Origin of the sequence: uncultured Roseobacter sp., assembly GCF_947493125.1 — a bacterium.
In the GTDB taxonomy this organism is placed as follows: Bacteria; Pseudomonadota; Alphaproteobacteria; order Rhodobacterales; family Rhodobacteraceae; genus Roseobacter.
Window position 1 is genome coordinate 217864 of the sequence record NZ_CANLQB010000009.1, and the last position, 16975, is coordinate 234838.

The following is a 16975-nucleotide window of genomic DNA, read 5'->3' on the forward strand; positions in this document are numbered from 1 at the left end:
TCTACACGTGAAACGAGCATCGATAATACCAAAAGTTTGCAAGCTATCCAAAGTCAGGGGCGCGAAGTCCTTCTATTCCTCTGGAAACAGCCCCGGCATCCACCTATGCGCAAACTTAGCCGGAAACGCCAGGAATAGTGGCGCACGTGTGCTATCTGAACGGAGTGCGCCAGCATTTAGAAGTGCTGATGTGATACGTCGGGCAGCACGTTCGCTCATGCCTAGTAAGTCTGTAACCTCTCCCCGCTCTAATTCCCCGCGATACAAGACGCCTTTGAGAACTAGATCAGACTTTGGTGGCAGCGCACCAGCTCGCATCTCTTCCTCGGCCCAAATCATAATACGGTCACGTAAACGATCTGCCTGCATAAGACCGGACATGAACTCAACTTGATCGACGCATGTCTTAAGGAAGAACTCGGCAAATGATGCTAGCGCTCCCTCACTGAGCGTTCCTCTGCCATCCAGATCCCCGCGTCTTGGGGTATCGCAAGACTGGAGGTGAGACTTGTAAGTTTGTTCCTGGCGGGCAAGACCGCGCGCAACGGACCACAATCCGCGCGTATCGAGGCTGTCACGCAACATGGCATACGACATCAAGCGCGTGACACGACCATTTCCGTCTGAAAACGGATGCACCCATAAGAGACGATGATGTGCACAAGCTGCAGCGAGGATGCTGTCTATACGTCCTGCTCTTGCGTATGCCTGATGCATTCGCTCCAGAAATCTCGGCACCGCATCTGGACTAATCGCAACGTGCTGTCCAACTTGTACGTATCCCTTCCTGAGTTCTCCCGGGACAACCGGAACCTGTTCACCGGTTTTTGGGTCTTCTACGACAAGTAAATCAGGCGGTAGCAACTCGCAAAATCGGCGGTGTAGCTGGATGATCGCATCAGGCGCGGTCGGCGGGGTCGTCAAACCGTCTTCATCAATCCACTTTTGGACGGCGATATGCGCCTTGGCTTCCTCTTGGAGATTCCGTTTGTGCGGATCAGCGCTGTAGTCTCCAGCGAGTGCGCGCTCAATATCAATTGGATGCGTATCATGCCCCTCAATGAGGTTTGAGTAGTAGCAGTTCATAGATCGCACGAGGTCGGATAGCGCTAAGGCAACCGATGCAGGCAGGCTACTTCGAAAGCCAGTGGACTTTTCAGCTAGGTCCAGCGCCAAATCATTAAGCTTGCCACGATGAGGGGAGCCCTCTGATACCATCAGGGGCTCAAACAGGCCGATTGCTTCTCCGTCATCACGTACAGTCATATACTCTTTCTTGGCCGGTTCTTTGGCCGACTCTGATAAACAGATAGATTAAATACTATCATACATTTAGCTTTCAAAAAAGCGTTCTCTTGTCCTCAATTTTGGCCGCTTCGTTGGCCGCTTTCAGGAAGGCGACAAGCTGGTATGGCTTACCGCACAGAGGTTAGAGCATGCGCAAGATCAGCTCACGCTCGATATTCTCCAGACTGGCCAGGGCATTGCGCCGGGTGACGGTGCCAAAGTCGCTGCGGACAAGCGCGCCGAAGGTTGTGCGTTGCAGCTTGTGCAGTTCAGCGCTTGAGAGCTTTGCCAGATCAAATCGTGTGATCAGTCTCATGTGATCCTCCTGTTGGTTGTTCAAGAGGCCCCGGTCTATCCGAAGCCTTTCCGGCTTCCCCACAACCTCGTAAGTGAAAGGTTTGGATGGACTGCGATGCAGACACCGACAGAAAGTGTTGAGACTTGAAAACATGAGTTTGAAGGCCAATGTCTAACGAGACGAAACGGAGATTAATTCTGTCATGTGAATACTTAGACGCCATTACTGCGTTCTTTAACGCGCTAGCAGCTCTGACTGCTTTTGGTATCGTTGTCGCATCTGTTGTTCGTGACCGTGACAACAAGGACGACTAGACCAATGGCGTAGTATTAGTTGGCCACGCTTAATCGCGTGGCCCTTTTCATTAGTGATATAACAAGAAATCCACTTCAAGCTCACCAGGGAACAAGCATTTTGCACCTATTCCCGCAGGCCAACTTCGCTCTTGTCTGCCTGGAACACATGAGAACCAGCATCAAGGGAACCTTACAGGTGCTGCGCACCCTTGACGCAGAACCTCATGCGCTCCTGATCGGCATCAGCGAAAGCGGCTCCGGGGAACAGGCTTATAACTCATATACATCGCCACGGTCTGGCTGATGATCTTGATGACGGTTGGTGCGATTGAGATTCTTATCATGATGATGATCAACAACGTGCTGTTGGTCATGGTCACCGCCAAGGTCGAGATAGCTGGCCACATCTGCGTTCAGAGCGGCAACTTCATCGGAGTGTTTGGCCTTTAGTTCTAAGAGTTCGGCGTGAAGCTCTCGTCTTTCTTCAAGCTGGGCTTGCCGCTGTTCTTCGCGCTCTTCGTCATCACGTTTTATTGCCTGATAGGCTTCTTCCTCATTTTGCTTGGCTATCGCCTTGGATTTGCCCGTGAGCCAATCCCACACCCCGGCAATCCCAGTTCGGAAACGGCTTGCGCGGGCTACGGTCTCATCCGCCCAGCGTTCAGCTTGCTTCTCAATCAGCTTTTGGCGTGCAGCACAGTGACGTTCTTTGATCTGCGCTTGCTTGAGGTCGAAGGCCACTTCTTTGGTTTCAAGCGCTGTTTCAGCGTCCCGGATGTAGCGCTTGATCAGCCCTGTCATGCGTTCAGCGATTTGAGCTTTAGTCTCTTCGACAGATGGAAGGGAAGAAGGATCACCCAGCTTGGTTTTGACATCCTTGACCTTCTGTCCCGACCAGCGGGCGATGGCATAGACCTCGCCGCGATAATCAACGGCGACAAAACCGCGTCGATCTCCCCTCGAGAGAAAAAAGCCCTTTTCTTCTAGAGCGCTGCGAAACGACGTGCGGTTATCAGACGCTTCCCAGCATTCTTTGAACATCGCCTTGAGTTGCTTCGGATCTTGTTTTGCCCGCTTGGCTTGTTGCCATTCTTCCCGACTGAAGGTCATCGGATCGCGGAGAGACTTATCTTTGAAGCCATCCGGCAGAGTCCAACTATGTTCTAGATACAGATCTTTGGAGAGGTCTTTGAGCTTCAGTTTGAAGTGCGGCAGATTGATAGCTTTTATCTCATCTGTATCGATCCGCGACCATACGACATGCGCATGACGTCGCCCCTCTTTCTCATGAAAGACGATGGCGCGGGGTTGATCAGACAGACCGAGTGTTGCCTCCGCGCGCTCAATCGCCACTTTAAACTCAGCTATGGAGACAGCTTCACCGACAGGTGGATTGACGCTTAAAGAGAAAAGCATTTGCTGGCATTGGGTGCCTTTGGAAATTGCCACGACTTCTTGCAGGGCGTTTGATAACGACGCCTCAGAGGCAAACCCGCGAAGCTCGTAAACTTCAACGTGCTCGTTCTCTTCTGCGTTCATCAGATGACGTGCCAGCTGCATTGCCCCACCGCGTTGAGAACCTTTCAAGATCACGGCTCACCTCCAGTGCCAGGAAAGCCCAAAGCGTGCATCAAGTCGGACCGCATTGAACGGATTGCATTGCAGGCTTCGATTAGTTCCTTTTCAAGCTCAGGGTTGACAGGCAACGCACCAAGATGTGCAGCTTTGGCAATCTGGTTCAGGTTGCTCGACAAACGAGATTGTCCCAATGCGCCCAGCACGCGCGCCAACTCAGCGTGATCTTTGACTGGCTTATGTCCACGAACACGGCGCGGCGTGAGCTCACCATCGAAAAGCTTTTGCCGAATGTAAGCTCCAAGTGGCATGCCTGCCGCTGCCTTCTCCAGCAAAGCGCGTTCTTCAAACGTAAAACGTACGGAGAACGGCGCAGGACCTGTCTTCTGTTGCGACGCAGCTTGTTGCGTTGCTACACGCAAATCCGCCGTGAGGCTCAGAATTCCTTCCGCAGCAATATCTTTGATTTCCCTCATGGTCCCACCTCCGGACCTTCAGAAAATTCATTAATATCAATATGTTTGAGTTGCTCTTCCCATTCTGCTAGAGTTTCAAAGAGCGTATCAGAGGGGTTCGAAATATCTCCCCCAGTGTCCGCCACTAGACTGGCTTTATGAGCCATGTTGTTTTCGAAATTCCCAATGATTTCAATTACCGTACGGTACGTTCACGCGCTGGAAGGGGCGTTTCCCTCATAAAATCCCGCATGAATTCCCGCATAGTGGCGGGTTTAGCGATGGAGGGTTTGGCATGGGTCTGACGTTGGATCGGGGGCGGTACTACTTCGTGATGAACGTGCCCAAACATCTCTTTGGGAAGGTTCTGGGGCGTGCTGGGCAACCGGTGCGGCAGGTGCGGCAGGCGTTGCGAACGGCTGATCTGAGCGTGGCAAAACGCAAGGCCTTTGAGCTCGAGGAGTTGAAACGGTCGGAGTGGCACCTGCTTGAGATGGGCGAAGAGGCGTTGGCGCATGAGAAGTTCGCCGCGGCAAGGCGGACGGCCGAGAGCCGCGGGTTTGACTACGTGCCCAGTGATAACCTGCTGCGGCGCACCTTTGAAGAAAACCTGCCCCGGCTGATGGCTGCGGCGGGTACCGAGGCGCAGCCGACACCGCCCGAGGTGGCCGAGGCGATCCTGGGCGGCGTGCAGGTGGCATTGCCGCCCCTGCGGACGGTGCTGCAGGAGTTCGTTGAACTCACCAAGACGAAGCACTTGCGGAAGTCCGACCGCCAGCGGCACCTGTGGCGTCTGCCGAGAGAGCGTGCGGTGTCCAACTTCGAAAAGGCTGTGCCCCGGCGCGCGAAGGTCGGAATTGATCGGATCACGCGAGAGGATGCGCTGGCGTTCCGGGCCTGGTGGGCGGCGCGGATCGAGGCGGGAGAGACTCGCGCAGAGACGGCGAACAAGGACTTTGGGCACCTGTCGCAGATCGTTCGGCACTGGTGCGAGCTTAAGGGCCATACGGACCTTGAGAACTCCTTTGCCAAGCTCCGGTTTGATAGAGCCATAGATCCGGAGGTCACGCGGCCGCCGTTCTCGCGCCAATGGGTTGAGACGCGTCTGCTGGCCCCCGGTGCGCTGGATGGTCTCAACGCCGAGGCCCGAGATGCATTTGTCATGCTGATCAACACAGGGCTGCGGCCCTCAGAAGTGCTCTCCTGCCCGCTGGAAGACTTTTGCTTAGAAGACCCCATTCCCTTCTTGCGCGTGGCCCCGCACGGGCGCGAACTGAAGCAGCGTCACACGGCCCGCGAGATCCCATTGCTGGGTGTTTCGCTTACGGCTGCGCAGCGGATTGTGGCGCGTGATGGGATCCAGAGGTACTGGCACAAGGCGACGTCGTGGTCGAACCTGGTCAATAAATATCTGGAGACCAACGGTTTGAAAGAAACGCCTGCGCACACCGCCTACAGCCTGCGGCACTACGTCGAAGACGCACTGCTCACCGCCGGGATCGACGATCGAGTGCGGGCAGACATCCTCGGCCACAAGTACAAGCGGCCTGTCTACGGGTCAGGCGGCGGGTTGGCTTTGAGGCATCAGGCCTTGGCTGAGATCGCGCTCTAACCTCAACTCTCTGACGGTTAACAAAATTAATCTTTTTGGCTCTGAGCCTCGCCAAACCTGAGAGCCACCTCCATATCTTTCAAGCGGTTACGTACCAAAAAGGTGTTGCGTTTCCTCTAGGAACAGCGCGCGGAGATAACCAGTTCTTCAACCTCAATTGGTTCTGTCCGGTCAGAGGCTTTCAGCCTCGAGCAGACACAAATCACGTAGGCACGCGCCGCAGCTCGGATCAAGCTTGAACCGAAACGGCACGCGCAGGCTCTCTTCACGGCGCCGGATCAAATGGCGCCGAAGCTTGAATGTCACCATTCAGGTCATGGGAGAGCTGTTTCTGAAACGGAGGTTTCAAACACATTGGCCAAAGACTGTCTCACAGATTATACATTCACCGCGCCGGAGCCCTTGTTCCGCCCGCGCCCGGATGGAGTTCCACTGCCTCTCGCGCATCTCGGACCGCTTCGCGCACCGACGCGGGCCTTGGCGGATCTGACACTGGCCCCTATCGAGATCGGCTTCCAGTCTCTGCTCGCTGTCTCATCTCTCGCGACGCAACCGCTCGCGGATGTGGAAACGCTGGCCGGAAAGGCCCCGCTTAGCCTCTTCTTCCTCACTGTCGCGCCTTCTGGCGAACGCAAGTCGTCCTGCGACAAGCTGGCCATGGAGCCGGTGCAGACTTGGGAGGAAGATCAGTTCGCCGCCTATCTTCACAGCCGCAAAAGCTACGAGTTCGAGCTCGAAGTCTTCGAGAGCTTGCACCGCAAGCAGGTTAGGGTCTGCAGCGGCAGTGACGGTGACGTGATCGAAACCAATGCCCCGCAAGCACCGATAGCTCCGATCGTCCCGCGCAAGGTTCTGTCGGATGTGACCTATGAGGGCTTACTGCATCATTTTGAAGACGGTGACCCGTCGGTGGGCATCTTTTCCGATGAGGGCGGGCAGATCTTCGGCGGGCACGCCATGAGTAAGGACAACCAGCTCAAGACGTCCGCGGGCTTGTCGAAGGTCTGGGATGGGGCACCTCTGAACCGGACACGCGCGGGTGACACGCTGACCACCTTCCGGCATCGCCGCGGATGTCTTCATCTGATGGTGCAGACCGGGGTGGCGGAGAGCGTCTTTTCCAATGAGACCTTTCGGGATCAGGGCTTGTTGTCGCGCTGCCTGATCTCCCAACCGCAAAGCCGGATTGGACAGCGGTTGATCTCGGAGGGAGCAGACGAGCTGCAAAAGCGCACCGCCGCGAAGCAGACGCTGGCTGACTTCCATACCAGGATCACGGGCCTGCTGTCACAGCCGCACTGCACCAACGGCAATCCGCGTGAGTTGTCCCCACCGACCTTGGAGCTCTCGCCAGACGCGCGGTCGCGGCTTGTCACCTTCGCAAATGAGGTCGAGCGCCAACAGGGCAAAGACGGCGATCTGGCCCATATCGCCGGCTTTGCCTCCAAGACAGCCGAGCAGGCAGCGCGCATCGCCGGCGTGTTCTCGGTCTTGGCAGATCCCACGACACGAGTTGTGACCGCGACAGTGATGTGGGACGCCATCCGGCTCATGGCCTGGTACCTGACGGAGGCACAGCGCGCGCTTGATGTCGGCCATGTCGATCCGTCTTTGCACATGGCAGAGCGCTTGCGGGTCTGGTTACTGGACAAGATGCCGCGTGAAGCTTTCGACAAGCGCACGATCGTCCGCTTTGGCCCTACCTCGATCCGAGACACGAAGACGGTGGAAAAGCTGCTCGGCATCCTCGAGCGGCATCACTGGATTGTGCGCATCCCTTCAACGCCAGTGAGCGGCAAGAAGGCCGCCACAACCTGGAGGGTTTTGTCCGATGTATAAGCTCTTCTCCTTCAACCCTGATGCGGAAGCGTCGTGCCTATCCTCACTGCAGAGCCAGGAGCTTGCGACAAACCCCGCGGTGACATCACTGCCTGCGACAGCTAACTCATTTCAAAAAAAATGAATTTCCATCTGTCGCAGAAGTCGCTGGTCGCAAAGTTCATGGCCCTGGATCCCATCGCGAACGACGCTTTCGAGGAACGCGCCGCAATGCTCCAGTTCGATGCCGGCATGTCCCGCGAAGAGGCCGAACGCGAAGCCTTCATCCAGGTCATGGCCGCCTATCGCTCCTTCTGAGAGGCGTTAGGTTCTTTCCCGGCTTTCCAACATGAGGGTAATTCACGCCATGTTACGCAGAGAACTTTTGCTCTCAGCAACACTTAAGGTTTGGGTTGTGGTTGTTGTTGTGAAGTGACGGATCGGTCGTATAGATCGCATTTCCTATCTCGATCAAACCGGACCTCGGTCTTCGATTTGGTACACGTTTGTCGAGCATTGAGGGTTCGTCAGACGCAGGTGATCGGTTAGGCTTGTTCATGGACAAAACTTGATAGGTGAAGCAGGGAAATCCTGAGATGAGTTCCAGTGGGAAGGTCCAGATACAAAGAAGCCGGCTCACTGGTTTCATCCTCACCTTGTTGGGACATCGCCATCACACGGCAGAGGTATCAGAGGCTGGTCTGTGCCTGATAGCAGGGGTTCGGCGAGAGGTAGGCCTTAGCCAGTTGACGCGACCCGCACCACAACCAAGACATTCGGACTCTCAACAGTGATCTTTCCGCTTCAGGGTGAGAGCGACGTGGCACTTGCGGGCGTGCGGCGCGCCCACGCAGAAGCTTTTGTGACATCGTTGAACGCCGCCTGGCGGAGCCACTTCGCCAAACAGGTGGACAAAGCGGACGCAGAGCTTCGCGCCTTGGCAGAGGTTGTGGGATGGCTCGAGCAGCCAAGGCGGTATCCGTCCGCTTGCCTGCTGCAACCTTTCTTGATAGGAGCGGTCCAAGTTCTAGACATGCTTCCGGAGAGTATTCCGGACGGCGTTTTGCCAGACCAACAGCGCAAGGTACTAGACGCAGTTATTCGGTTTCAACAGGCCCCTGAGGAGATGCGGGATGCGGCGGTCAAAGCCTTCGTTGATGCTGAGCTGGTTGAGACCAAGGAGTTCACGGATGTAATCGAATCCAACCCGCTGACGCCGGAGCAGCGCTTGGCGGTCGTAACAGACGAGGACGCGACATTGGTCCTCGCAGGCGCCGGCTCCGGGAAGACCAGCGTTATCGTCGCCAAGGCATCCTACCTGATCAATCGCGGGATCCGGAAACCGGACGAGATCCTTCTTACGGCATTCGGCAAAGAGGCCGCGGCCGAGATGGCCAGTCGAATTGAAGAGCGGTCAGGGGCTGTCGTCGACGCGCTGACCTTTCATGCTCTTGGCAACAGGATCATTCGCGAAGTTGAAAGTGGCTCCCCTGCTTTGGCGCCACATGCCAGTGAAGACAAGCTGTTTAGCGCATTGTTGCGCGATATTCTATTCGAGGACGTGGCCTCAATGCCAGGACTTGGATCGGTGCTGCTCAAGTGGTTCTCAGAGTTCTACTGGCCTTACAAAAGCGAGTGGGATTTCAAGACGAAGGACGAATACTACCAGTACGTCGAGGGCCATGAGCTCCGGACCCTTCAGGGTGATCTCGTCAAGAGCTTTGAAGAATGGGAAATCGCCAACTGGCTTTACCTCAATGGCATCGCCTCCATCTACGAGCCCGACTATGAACATGACCGGCCGCACAATGACCTGCAGGACTACACCCCAGATTTCCGGCTGATAGACAGCGGTGTTTTCATCGAGCACTTTGGGGCTCGAAGATCACAATCCTCTGACGGATCTTACCGGCTCACAACAGCACCCCACGTAGACCGAGATGCGTATCTCGCTGGCATGGAATGGAAGCGGAAAGTTCACGAAGAGAACGGCACGATTCTCATCGAGACCTACAGTTATGAGCGTGTCGAAGGCAATCTCACTGACGCTTTGGCAGAGAAGATCGCTCCCTATGTCGCAGCCGATCCAATTCCTCAGGATCAAGTCTTTGATAGGCTGTCCGAGCTAGGGCAGGTGGATGGCTTTACCCAGACGCTCGGGACGTTCCTGCGGCATTTCAAGAGTTCTGGTGGTTCTGTCGAGCAATGTCGTGCCCGTGCGCAGAAATCCCAGGATGCACCGCGTGCAAACGCCTTCATGATGATTTTCGCCCCGCTTTTGGGAGCCTACCAGCGGCGCCTTGGAGATCGCATTGATTTTGAAGACATGATCGTTCGCGCCACCGAGCATGTGAAGTCCGGTCGCTATCACAGTCCCTACCGTCACTTGATAGTGGATGAATTCCAAGACATCTCTGAAGGGAGGGCGAAGTTGCTTTTGGCCCTAAAGGAGCAGCACGCGGACGCCCGCATCTTCGCTGTCGGTGACGACTGGCAATCCATCTACCGCTTTACTGGTGCCGACATTCATTTGATGCGAGACTTCGGACGCGAGTTTGGCGGAACGTTCAATGGGCAGGACGGCATCCACAGCACCGTGGATCTCGGCCGCACGTTTAGGAGCGTCGACAAGATTGCTCTGCCGGCGCGCAGTTTTGTGCTGCAGAACCCATCGCAAATCAAAAAGCAGGTCATACCTTTCGGCAAGACCGAGGAGACCGCAATCAGAATTGCCTACTACGCTCGCGGCGGCGAAGAGCACGCATTGCGGTCCGCTTTAGACGGTATTGGCGCCGCGCAGGGCGACAAGACGACAAGTGTTCTTTTGCTTGGGCGCTGCCGTTTCTTGAAACCAGACAATCTTAGGTCTTTGACTTCAAGTTCGCCGAACCTCAGCATTCGATTCATGACAGTGCATGCATCTAAGGGGTTAGAGGCGGACCATGTCATCATCTTGGGCGCCGTCACCCACCGTATGGGATTTCCGTCGGAGATCGTAGATGATCCGCTGCTCGATCTTGTTTTGCCAGCGCCCGAAAAGTTTGACCATGCGGAAGAACGCAGACTTTTCTATGTTGCGCTCACCCGCGCGCGAAAGTCAGTGATTGTTCTCGCCGATCGTGAGAAACCATCTGTCTTCGCTCGAGAATTGGCAGAGAAGCCGGAGTATGGGGCCACTGAGCTCGGCGAAGCTGGGATTGCAGAGCATCGCTGCGGTGCCTGCGGTGGTCGAATGCTGGCTCAAACCTCCAAGAAGGGCCGTCGCTACTTTAGGTGTGAACACCGCTACCTGTGTGGTGAGACACGCAGTCCCTGTCCGGAATGTAGAACGGATTTACCGGTCGTAGACAAAGCACAGCCGGGATACTTAGTATGTAGCTGTGGTGAGAAGTTCTCCGCCTGCCCACAGTGTTCAGACGGCTGGCTTGTTAAGCGAAACGGCAAGTGGGGCAAGTTTCTCAGTTGCACCAAATATCCGAAGTGTAGTGGAAAACAGAGCCTGCCGAAGGAGTGGAAAAAGCGACCTAGAAAGAAGACGTCTTAATCCGTTTAGAGCTAAGACTTATACTTTGGACATGGCTAAACTAAGCATGTGCGGAGAATTCTGCTTTTTTTGGGCCTCTGACGCGGCAGTCGCGCACTAACAATAAAATTGGACCACTCAAGTGGGGCTGATCAATGGTCCAGCCAGCATATTGACAAACTTCGCTTACCGCCGCCCAAATTGGAAAGCAATGCTATCCATTGGATAACTGCGGGTTTGGGGGAAACATGGACCACCTTAAAGCATGGCTTGAGCGTCACATGCTGGGAAAACACTACGACGCGTTTGCCGCAAATTCTGTCGATCTAGAAATCATTTCAGATCTTGAAGAATCCGAGTTCGCCGACTTAGGTCTAGATTTGGGCGATCGCAAACGTATGATGCGAGCGCTAAAAACCCTCCCTTCGTTCCCGGTGGAATCTTCTGACATTGCCGAGACAACCGTTTCTTTACCGGCTGTGCTGGACAATAGAGCTGGGGTAGCAAGGGTTGAAGAGAAACTGCACTTGACAATGGTATTTGTGGACCTTGTAGGCTCAACTGCCCTTTCGAACGAGCTCAATCTCGAGGATTATCGCGATGCGATACACTGCTACCAGATATTCGCACTGAAGGCGATCCGGAAGCATCACGGGCATGTCGCCCAGTTCATTGGCGACGCGGTCACTGCGTACTTCGGCTACCCGACAGCTGCCGAGGATGATGCAGAGCGAGCAATTCTTGCCGGGCTGGATATTTGCGAAGGGATTGACAAGCACGTATTGGTTCCAAACCACACAATGCAAGCAAGAGTTGGTGTCGCTACTGGGGACTTGGTCGTTGAAGAAGTAGCGATGCGCCAGGGGCTGGCTTTCGGTGGTACGCCAAATCTTGCTGCGCGGATCATGGCCTTAACTGAACCAGGAACGGTTGCAATCAGCGATCGAACAAAAAGGCTATTGGGCGGGGCGGCATCGTGTGAATGGCTTGGACGACACGAGCTAAAAGGTTTTCAACGTCTAGAAAGCATTTGGCGTGTTCGGGACGCCACCAATGTAGGATTGCGGTTTCGGACGCGGCAGAAGGGTGCGATACTGCCGATGGTCGGCCGGGAAGACGAGATCCGGCTGCTCAAGAGTCGCTGGAAAGCAGTTTGTCGCGGCCAAACACAGACGGTTCTGATTTCCGGTGAACCCGGCATTGGGAAGTCTCGGCTGGTTGAGGCACTTGCAGAAAAAATCGACGAGGACGGTGGGCAGCGGCTGAACTTCCAGTGTTCTGTTCATCATCGGGGCAATGCCTACTTTCCTTTAGTTTCTCTAGTTCATTTGGCGGCAAGTATCCGGCGTTCTGACCCGCCGCCAAAACAAGCGGACAAACTCAAGCGCCTTCTCAATACCTGGTTCCCAGGACCAGACTACGAGGACGCCCTCGGATTGTTTTCCTATCTCCTATCAATTCCTGCCAGTGCTGCCGATCTGGACCCGAACCTGTCGCCGGAGCAGTTAAAGGTGCGACTACATCAACTACTAACCGACCTTGTGGTGAGACTATCCAAACGGCGTCCTCTGTTTTTGCTTTTTGAGGATCTGCATTGGGTTGATCCGTCTACCGAAGAGCTGATTGATCTATTGATCGATCGACTGGGTGATCGCCGGGTCATGATATTGGGCACTTCGCGCCCAGAGTACAAGCAGCCATGGACTGGACTTGCTCGCGTGACGTCACTATCTATCTCCCGATTAGACGATGATTTCGCGCATAAGTTGATGCGCAACGCACTGTCAGGAGAAGTGGTCGCGCGCGAGGTAGAGGCACAGATCATCAAGAAATCCGAGGGTGTTCCGCTTTTTCTCGAAGAGATGTCTCACATGGTTAGGAGACGCCAATTAGAGCCTGAAGCGAGCAACAACAGTGGTGAATTCGTCTCCCTGCCGTCAACACTCAAAGACCTGTTGCGTGCCAAAATCGATGGTCTTGCGACGGCCCGTGAAATTGTCCCGGTTTGTGCCGCAATTGGCCGAACAATTTACCCGTCGATGGTTCACGCAGTAACGGGCATGTCCTTCGACAAGGCGCGGGCCCAGCTGGATTATCTCTCCGAAGTAAGAATACTCGTACCGCGCGGGAACCAGCCAGACCGAAGCTATTCCTTTAGGCATGCTCTGATTCAAGACGCTGCTTACGATCTGATGTTGAATAGCCGCGCACGAGATTTGCATCGACAGATTGCTAAAGTGATTGTCGAGCTCTATCCGGATCTTGCTCGACAACAGCCTGATTTGCTTGCTCAGCACTATACTCGCGCGAGATTACATGCCCAAGCCCGTGACGCCTGGTGCGAGGCCGCGAACCATGCTGCAAGGCGATCAGCTACCGAAGAAACTATTCGGCATCTTGAAAATGCTATTGAACAGAACGGACAACTCGATGACCCTAAGGTTCGCCATACCGAAGAAATTGCGCTTCGGAAGATGTTCAATGTGGCGCTAAACACACGCGCATTCGGGTCGAGCCCCGTCCTAGAAAACATGAACCGACTGCATGAATTGCTAAACAAGACAGATGCGGCACCAGAGGACGCATTCCTCGCCCTTCATGTGCAATTTGGCGCTCAACTGATGCTGGGTGACACCGGAAGCGCTCTGAAAATGTGCGATGATCTTGATCGAATTACCCAAGATCACAACGATCTGACCATGAACACGATTGCCCTACACAATCGCGGGATGGCGTCATTTATGCAGGGCGACTTTGACGCAGCTATAACCAATTTTGACTCAGCTCTCATTCAACGCGAACGGTGTTCAGCTGCTGACATATTGCGCTACCATGCGGCCGATATAGGTCCAGTTGACGCCGCGATGCGCTGCTGGGCTCTTTCCTTACGGAACGATGATCCAGAAACGGTTCGAGGCGCGATAAAGGCCGTTACCGCGCGGCTGACGTCCGAGGATCATGAGTTCTCGCGATGCTTCGCTCTCAACATTCTGGCCACATCATACCAGGCTCTAGGAGATACTGATGCGTTACTTGAGTTGGTTGAAGAAGCGGTCAAAATTAGCACCGAGCATAACTTTAAGTATTGGGACGCATGGAGCGCAATTATCCAGTGTTGGGCTCAAGCAACTTCCGGAGAGGCGACGCTTGCCATCTCCGGCCTTGCGGCAGGAATCGATGCGTATTTGGCGACAGGATCGACACAGATCGTTCCTTACGCACAAACCTTGTTGGCAGACGCATACTTGCGCAGTGGAGATGTCGAACGCGCGCTCACAACAATTCAAAAGATGAAAGCCAATCAGAAAGATGGCGGACCTTGTTATCACATGGGCATTGCTGCCCGAGTTGAAGCCGACGTTCGAGCGGCAATGGGATAATCCTTTGGGTTCCGAACTTGTTAGGGAGTGAGGTCTGGTGATCGAGGCAACGGGGTTTGTTTCATCGAACACGTCGTTTGATCGCGATGTAAATAATGGTCTCGTCGTTAGAGCATCAAAATAGGGCGAATTGCTTGATCGGGCAGCTACCTGTCATCGACAGTTGTACAATGAATCGAATAGCAAACGTGGACACTGCAAAGAGCGTGCAATTTTCGCCAAGATGCGTTAACCTTTATTCATAATGCCTTTCGCCGACGAGCTGTCTCTCAGCATTTTTGGAGTCTGCGTGAATATCTGGGCTAATCTAACATTTTGATTTCTGCCAAGATTTCAAAGATCCAGCTTTAAACGGAGGAAATAATGAACAAGAGATTTTTTTCTACATTATATCGTTTGATACGTCTTACAGTTCCACTGTGTTTGGTGATATCAACTTTGGCTGTATCCCAAGTAGAAGGGCAAGAGTATAGCGAAGCCAATCCCTTCGGTGTCAACTATAGCTATATTACCGAGGCTGGCGATAAGGAGCGTTTTGACCTCGAAGAGCTTTCCAAACAACTTGTGGATCAACGCTTAGATCTCGAATCGCTAAATAACTTGACGGCCCGAACAGTTGATGACCTCGATGCTTTAGCGTCGGATCCGATGATCCGAAACCTGTTAGGCAATTCAACGACGCGCCCGCTTGGTCAAGGAATACTCTTGGGCGGAATGTCAAGTGCAGCCGCGATTGTGATCCTGAATGTCACTGTAATTGGCGCGGAAAAATGTGACACGCTCGGAAAGGTATTGTTCGGGTCAGCAGTACTGGGCAGTAGTTCCATGCGCGCAGTTCAAAACGCACACGATGCCGCAACGGGCATTGGGCTTGGCCGAGGTGAATTTGATATTCGAACAACCAAGTTTGTGCTATGTCGCGACCCCGAGAATAACACTTTCGAGGGCGTGCCAATTAACGTTCGCTGGGTTTTTAACGTCAACGGCAACAGCCTAACTACTGAAAAAGCTCCTTTCACAAATCCTCCGCCCAACAATGGGAACTACAAGCAGCGCTTTCTCGCTAGGGGTCTTGGGATAGAACTTGTGTTGATGGAAATCGACGGTGCTGCGCTTCCGCCTAGCAATCCAAGCTATCTGATCGTTGAGGATGCCTGCATAGACATCTGGTTTGTAGACGAGGTCGATGACTTTGATATTGTGGTGCCGGCATCCATGAGCGGAAGTGGCGTGTTTTGTGCTGGCGGATACTGCAAGGGCAATCCACCAGGATTGGACGCAACACAATAAAGACGTTTTGCTCAAAAGTCGACCAAAAACTGCGCGCTGTGGCGAATTCGCCGCGGCGCGTTGGATTGCATATGATGTGCTACCCAACGCGCCCTCGGCCGTTGTCAGAGTTTTCGCCCTTCGATCAAGTGCACGGGCTGGTGTCGTGCGCTGATTTCATCAGCTCCGCCGGGACCTTGTGCCCGATGGCGCTGTGCGGCCGTTCCTCATTGTAGTCTCTACGCCAAGCCTCTAACTTTTCGGCCGCATCTTCAAGGCTCATGAACCAGTGGCTGTTCAGGCATTCAGCCCGGAAACGTCCGTTGAACGCCTCAATGAAGGCATTGTCCGTCGGTTTGCCCGGCCGTGAGAAGTCCAAGGTGACGCCGCGCTGATAGGCCCAGGGGTCCATGTCGCGCGAGATGAACTCGCTGCCCTGATCGACGCGGATCGTGGCCGGATAGCCGATACGGCGGCACGTCCGGTCGAGCGTAGCGACCACATACTCACCCCGATAGCTGAACCGGGGATCGAGCACCGGCACGAAGCGTGAGAAGGTATCGACGACGGTCAGAACTCTGATCTTCCGACCCGTTGCCAACTGGTCATGCACGAAGTCCATCGCCCATACATCGTTGGGACCGACGGCTTCCGCCCGATCTTCCCTGAGCTTTGCCTTTACCCGCCGCTTCGGCGTTTTGTTCCTGAGTTGCATGCCCAACTCCTTGTAAATGCGATAGGTCTTCTTCGTGTTGATCTCCCAGCCCTCGCGCCTAAGCAGGACGTGGACGCGCCGGTATCCGAACCGGATCTGAGTCTGGCAAATCTCCCTGATGCGCTGCTCCAACGCGGCCTGACCAGGCCGACGAGAGTTGTAGCGATAGGTCCGGGGATCGAACCGGATCACCGCACAGGCCCGGCAGATCGACACCTGCCAATCCGCCCGCATCTCGTCGACCAGCGTCCTTTTCCGGGCAGGCCTCAGAGCTTTCGTTTAATGACGTCCTGCAACATCTCCTTGTCGAGGGACAGGTCCGCGACGATCTTCTTCAGCCGAGCATTCTCCTGCTCAAGCGCCCTCAACCGCTTCATCTCCGACGGCATGAGCCCCGCATACTTCTTCTTCCAATTGAAGAACGCCGGCGAGCTGATGCCGGCCTTCCGGCAGACCTCCGCGACGGGCGTCCCGTCCTCCGCCTACTTGATGATGAACGCCTTCTGCGCGTCCGTGAACTTCGATGCCTTCATGCGTTTCCGCTCCTCTCCCAGCCAGGGAAATCTAGCGAAAACTCTAACCAGGATCGAGGGCGCGTTGGGTAGCACATCAGTTGGAGAACAGGCTAACCTATAAATGCGGACTTTCAGGGGAGCAGGTCGATTGGCGCTGATCAGCCGCACTTGAGTGGTCCAATTTGATTGTTAGTGCATGACCGGCCTTTGGTCCATCTGGACGATGGTTTCA

Annotated in this window: 10 protein-coding genes and 1 pseudogene; 6 read left to right on the forward strand and 5 right to left on the reverse strand. The window is 54.6% G+C overall.

Features of this window, described 5'->3' with window-relative positions; translation table 11 throughout:
* Window positions 1-72 precede the first annotated feature (72 nt).
* The 4 genes from Q1A71_RS19665 to Q1A71_RS19680 form a co-directional block, all read right to left on the reverse strand.
* On the reverse strand, window positions 73-1266 hold the full coding sequence (locus Q1A71_RS19665) for a Fic family protein (protein ID WP_299680571.1): 1194 nt from the start codon (window positions 1264-1266) through the stop codon (window positions 73-75).
* A gap of 163 nt (window positions 1267-1429) precedes the next feature.
* Entirely contained in the window at window positions 1430-1603 is a 174-nt protein-coding gene (locus Q1A71_RS19670; RefSeq protein ID WP_299680574.1) for a hypothetical protein, read from the reverse strand.
* Window positions 1604-2151: 548 nt separating this feature from the next.
* Window positions 2152-3474 carry a relaxase gene (locus Q1A71_RS19675; protein WP_299680577.1) on the reverse strand — a complete coding sequence of 441 codons (1323 nt, stop codon included), beginning with the start codon at window positions 3472-3474 and terminating at the stop codon, window positions 2152-2154.
* Complete coding sequence (locus Q1A71_RS19680) at window positions 3471-3932, reverse strand: hypothetical protein (RefSeq protein WP_299680580.1); 462 nt, start codon at window positions 3930-3932, stop codon at window positions 3471-3473. The genes Q1A71_RS19675 and Q1A71_RS19680 overlap by 4 nt, the downstream gene beginning before the upstream one ends.
* 274 nt (window positions 3933-4206) lie before the next feature.
* Between Q1A71_RS19680 and Q1A71_RS19685 the strand changes: the two genes are divergently transcribed.
* The 6 genes from Q1A71_RS19685 (at window position 4207) to Q1A71_RS19710 (ending at window position 15534) form a co-directional block, all read left to right on the forward strand.
* Window positions 4207-5523 (forward strand): tyrosine-type recombinase/integrase, encoded by a 1317-nt coding sequence (locus Q1A71_RS19685; protein WP_299680583.1) that lies wholly within the window; start codon window positions 4207-4209, stop codon window positions 5521-5523.
* Window positions 5524-6000: 477 nt separating this feature from the next.
* Window positions 6001-7362 carry a YfjI family protein gene (locus Q1A71_RS19690; RefSeq protein WP_299680586.1) on the forward strand — a complete coding sequence of 454 codons (1362 nt, stop codon included), beginning with the start codon at window positions 6001-6003 and terminating at the stop codon, window positions 7360-7362.
* 120 nt (window positions 7363-7482) lie between these two features.
* Window positions 7483-7659 (forward strand): hypothetical protein, encoded by a 177-nt coding sequence (locus tag Q1A71_RS19695; protein WP_299680589.1) that lies wholly within the window; start codon window positions 7483-7485, stop codon window positions 7657-7659.
* Between the two features lie 472 nt (window positions 7660-8131).
* Window positions 8132-10885 carry a UvrD-helicase domain-containing protein gene (locus Q1A71_RS19700; RefSeq protein WP_299680592.1) on the forward strand — a complete coding sequence of 918 codons (2754 nt, stop codon included), beginning with the start codon at window positions 8132-8134 and terminating at the stop codon, window positions 10883-10885.
* Between the two features lie 227 nt (window positions 10886-11112).
* A complete protein-coding gene (locus Q1A71_RS19705) occupies window positions 11113-14244 on the forward strand; it encodes an adenylate/guanylate cyclase domain-containing protein (protein WP_299680595.1) in 3132 nt (1043 codons plus the stop codon).
* A 363-nt stretch (window positions 14245-14607) separates the two neighbouring features.
* Complete coding sequence (locus Q1A71_RS19710; protein WP_299680598.1) at window positions 14608-15534, forward strand: hypothetical protein; 927 nt, start codon at window positions 14608-14610, stop codon at window positions 15532-15534.
* A 124-nt stretch (window positions 15535-15658) separates the two neighbouring features.
* Here the strand turns inward: Q1A71_RS19710 and Q1A71_RS19715 are convergent.
* A pseudogene (locus Q1A71_RS19715) lies at window positions 15659-16761 on the reverse strand (IS3 family transposase).
* Between the last annotated feature and the right edge of the window lie 214 nt (window positions 16762-16975).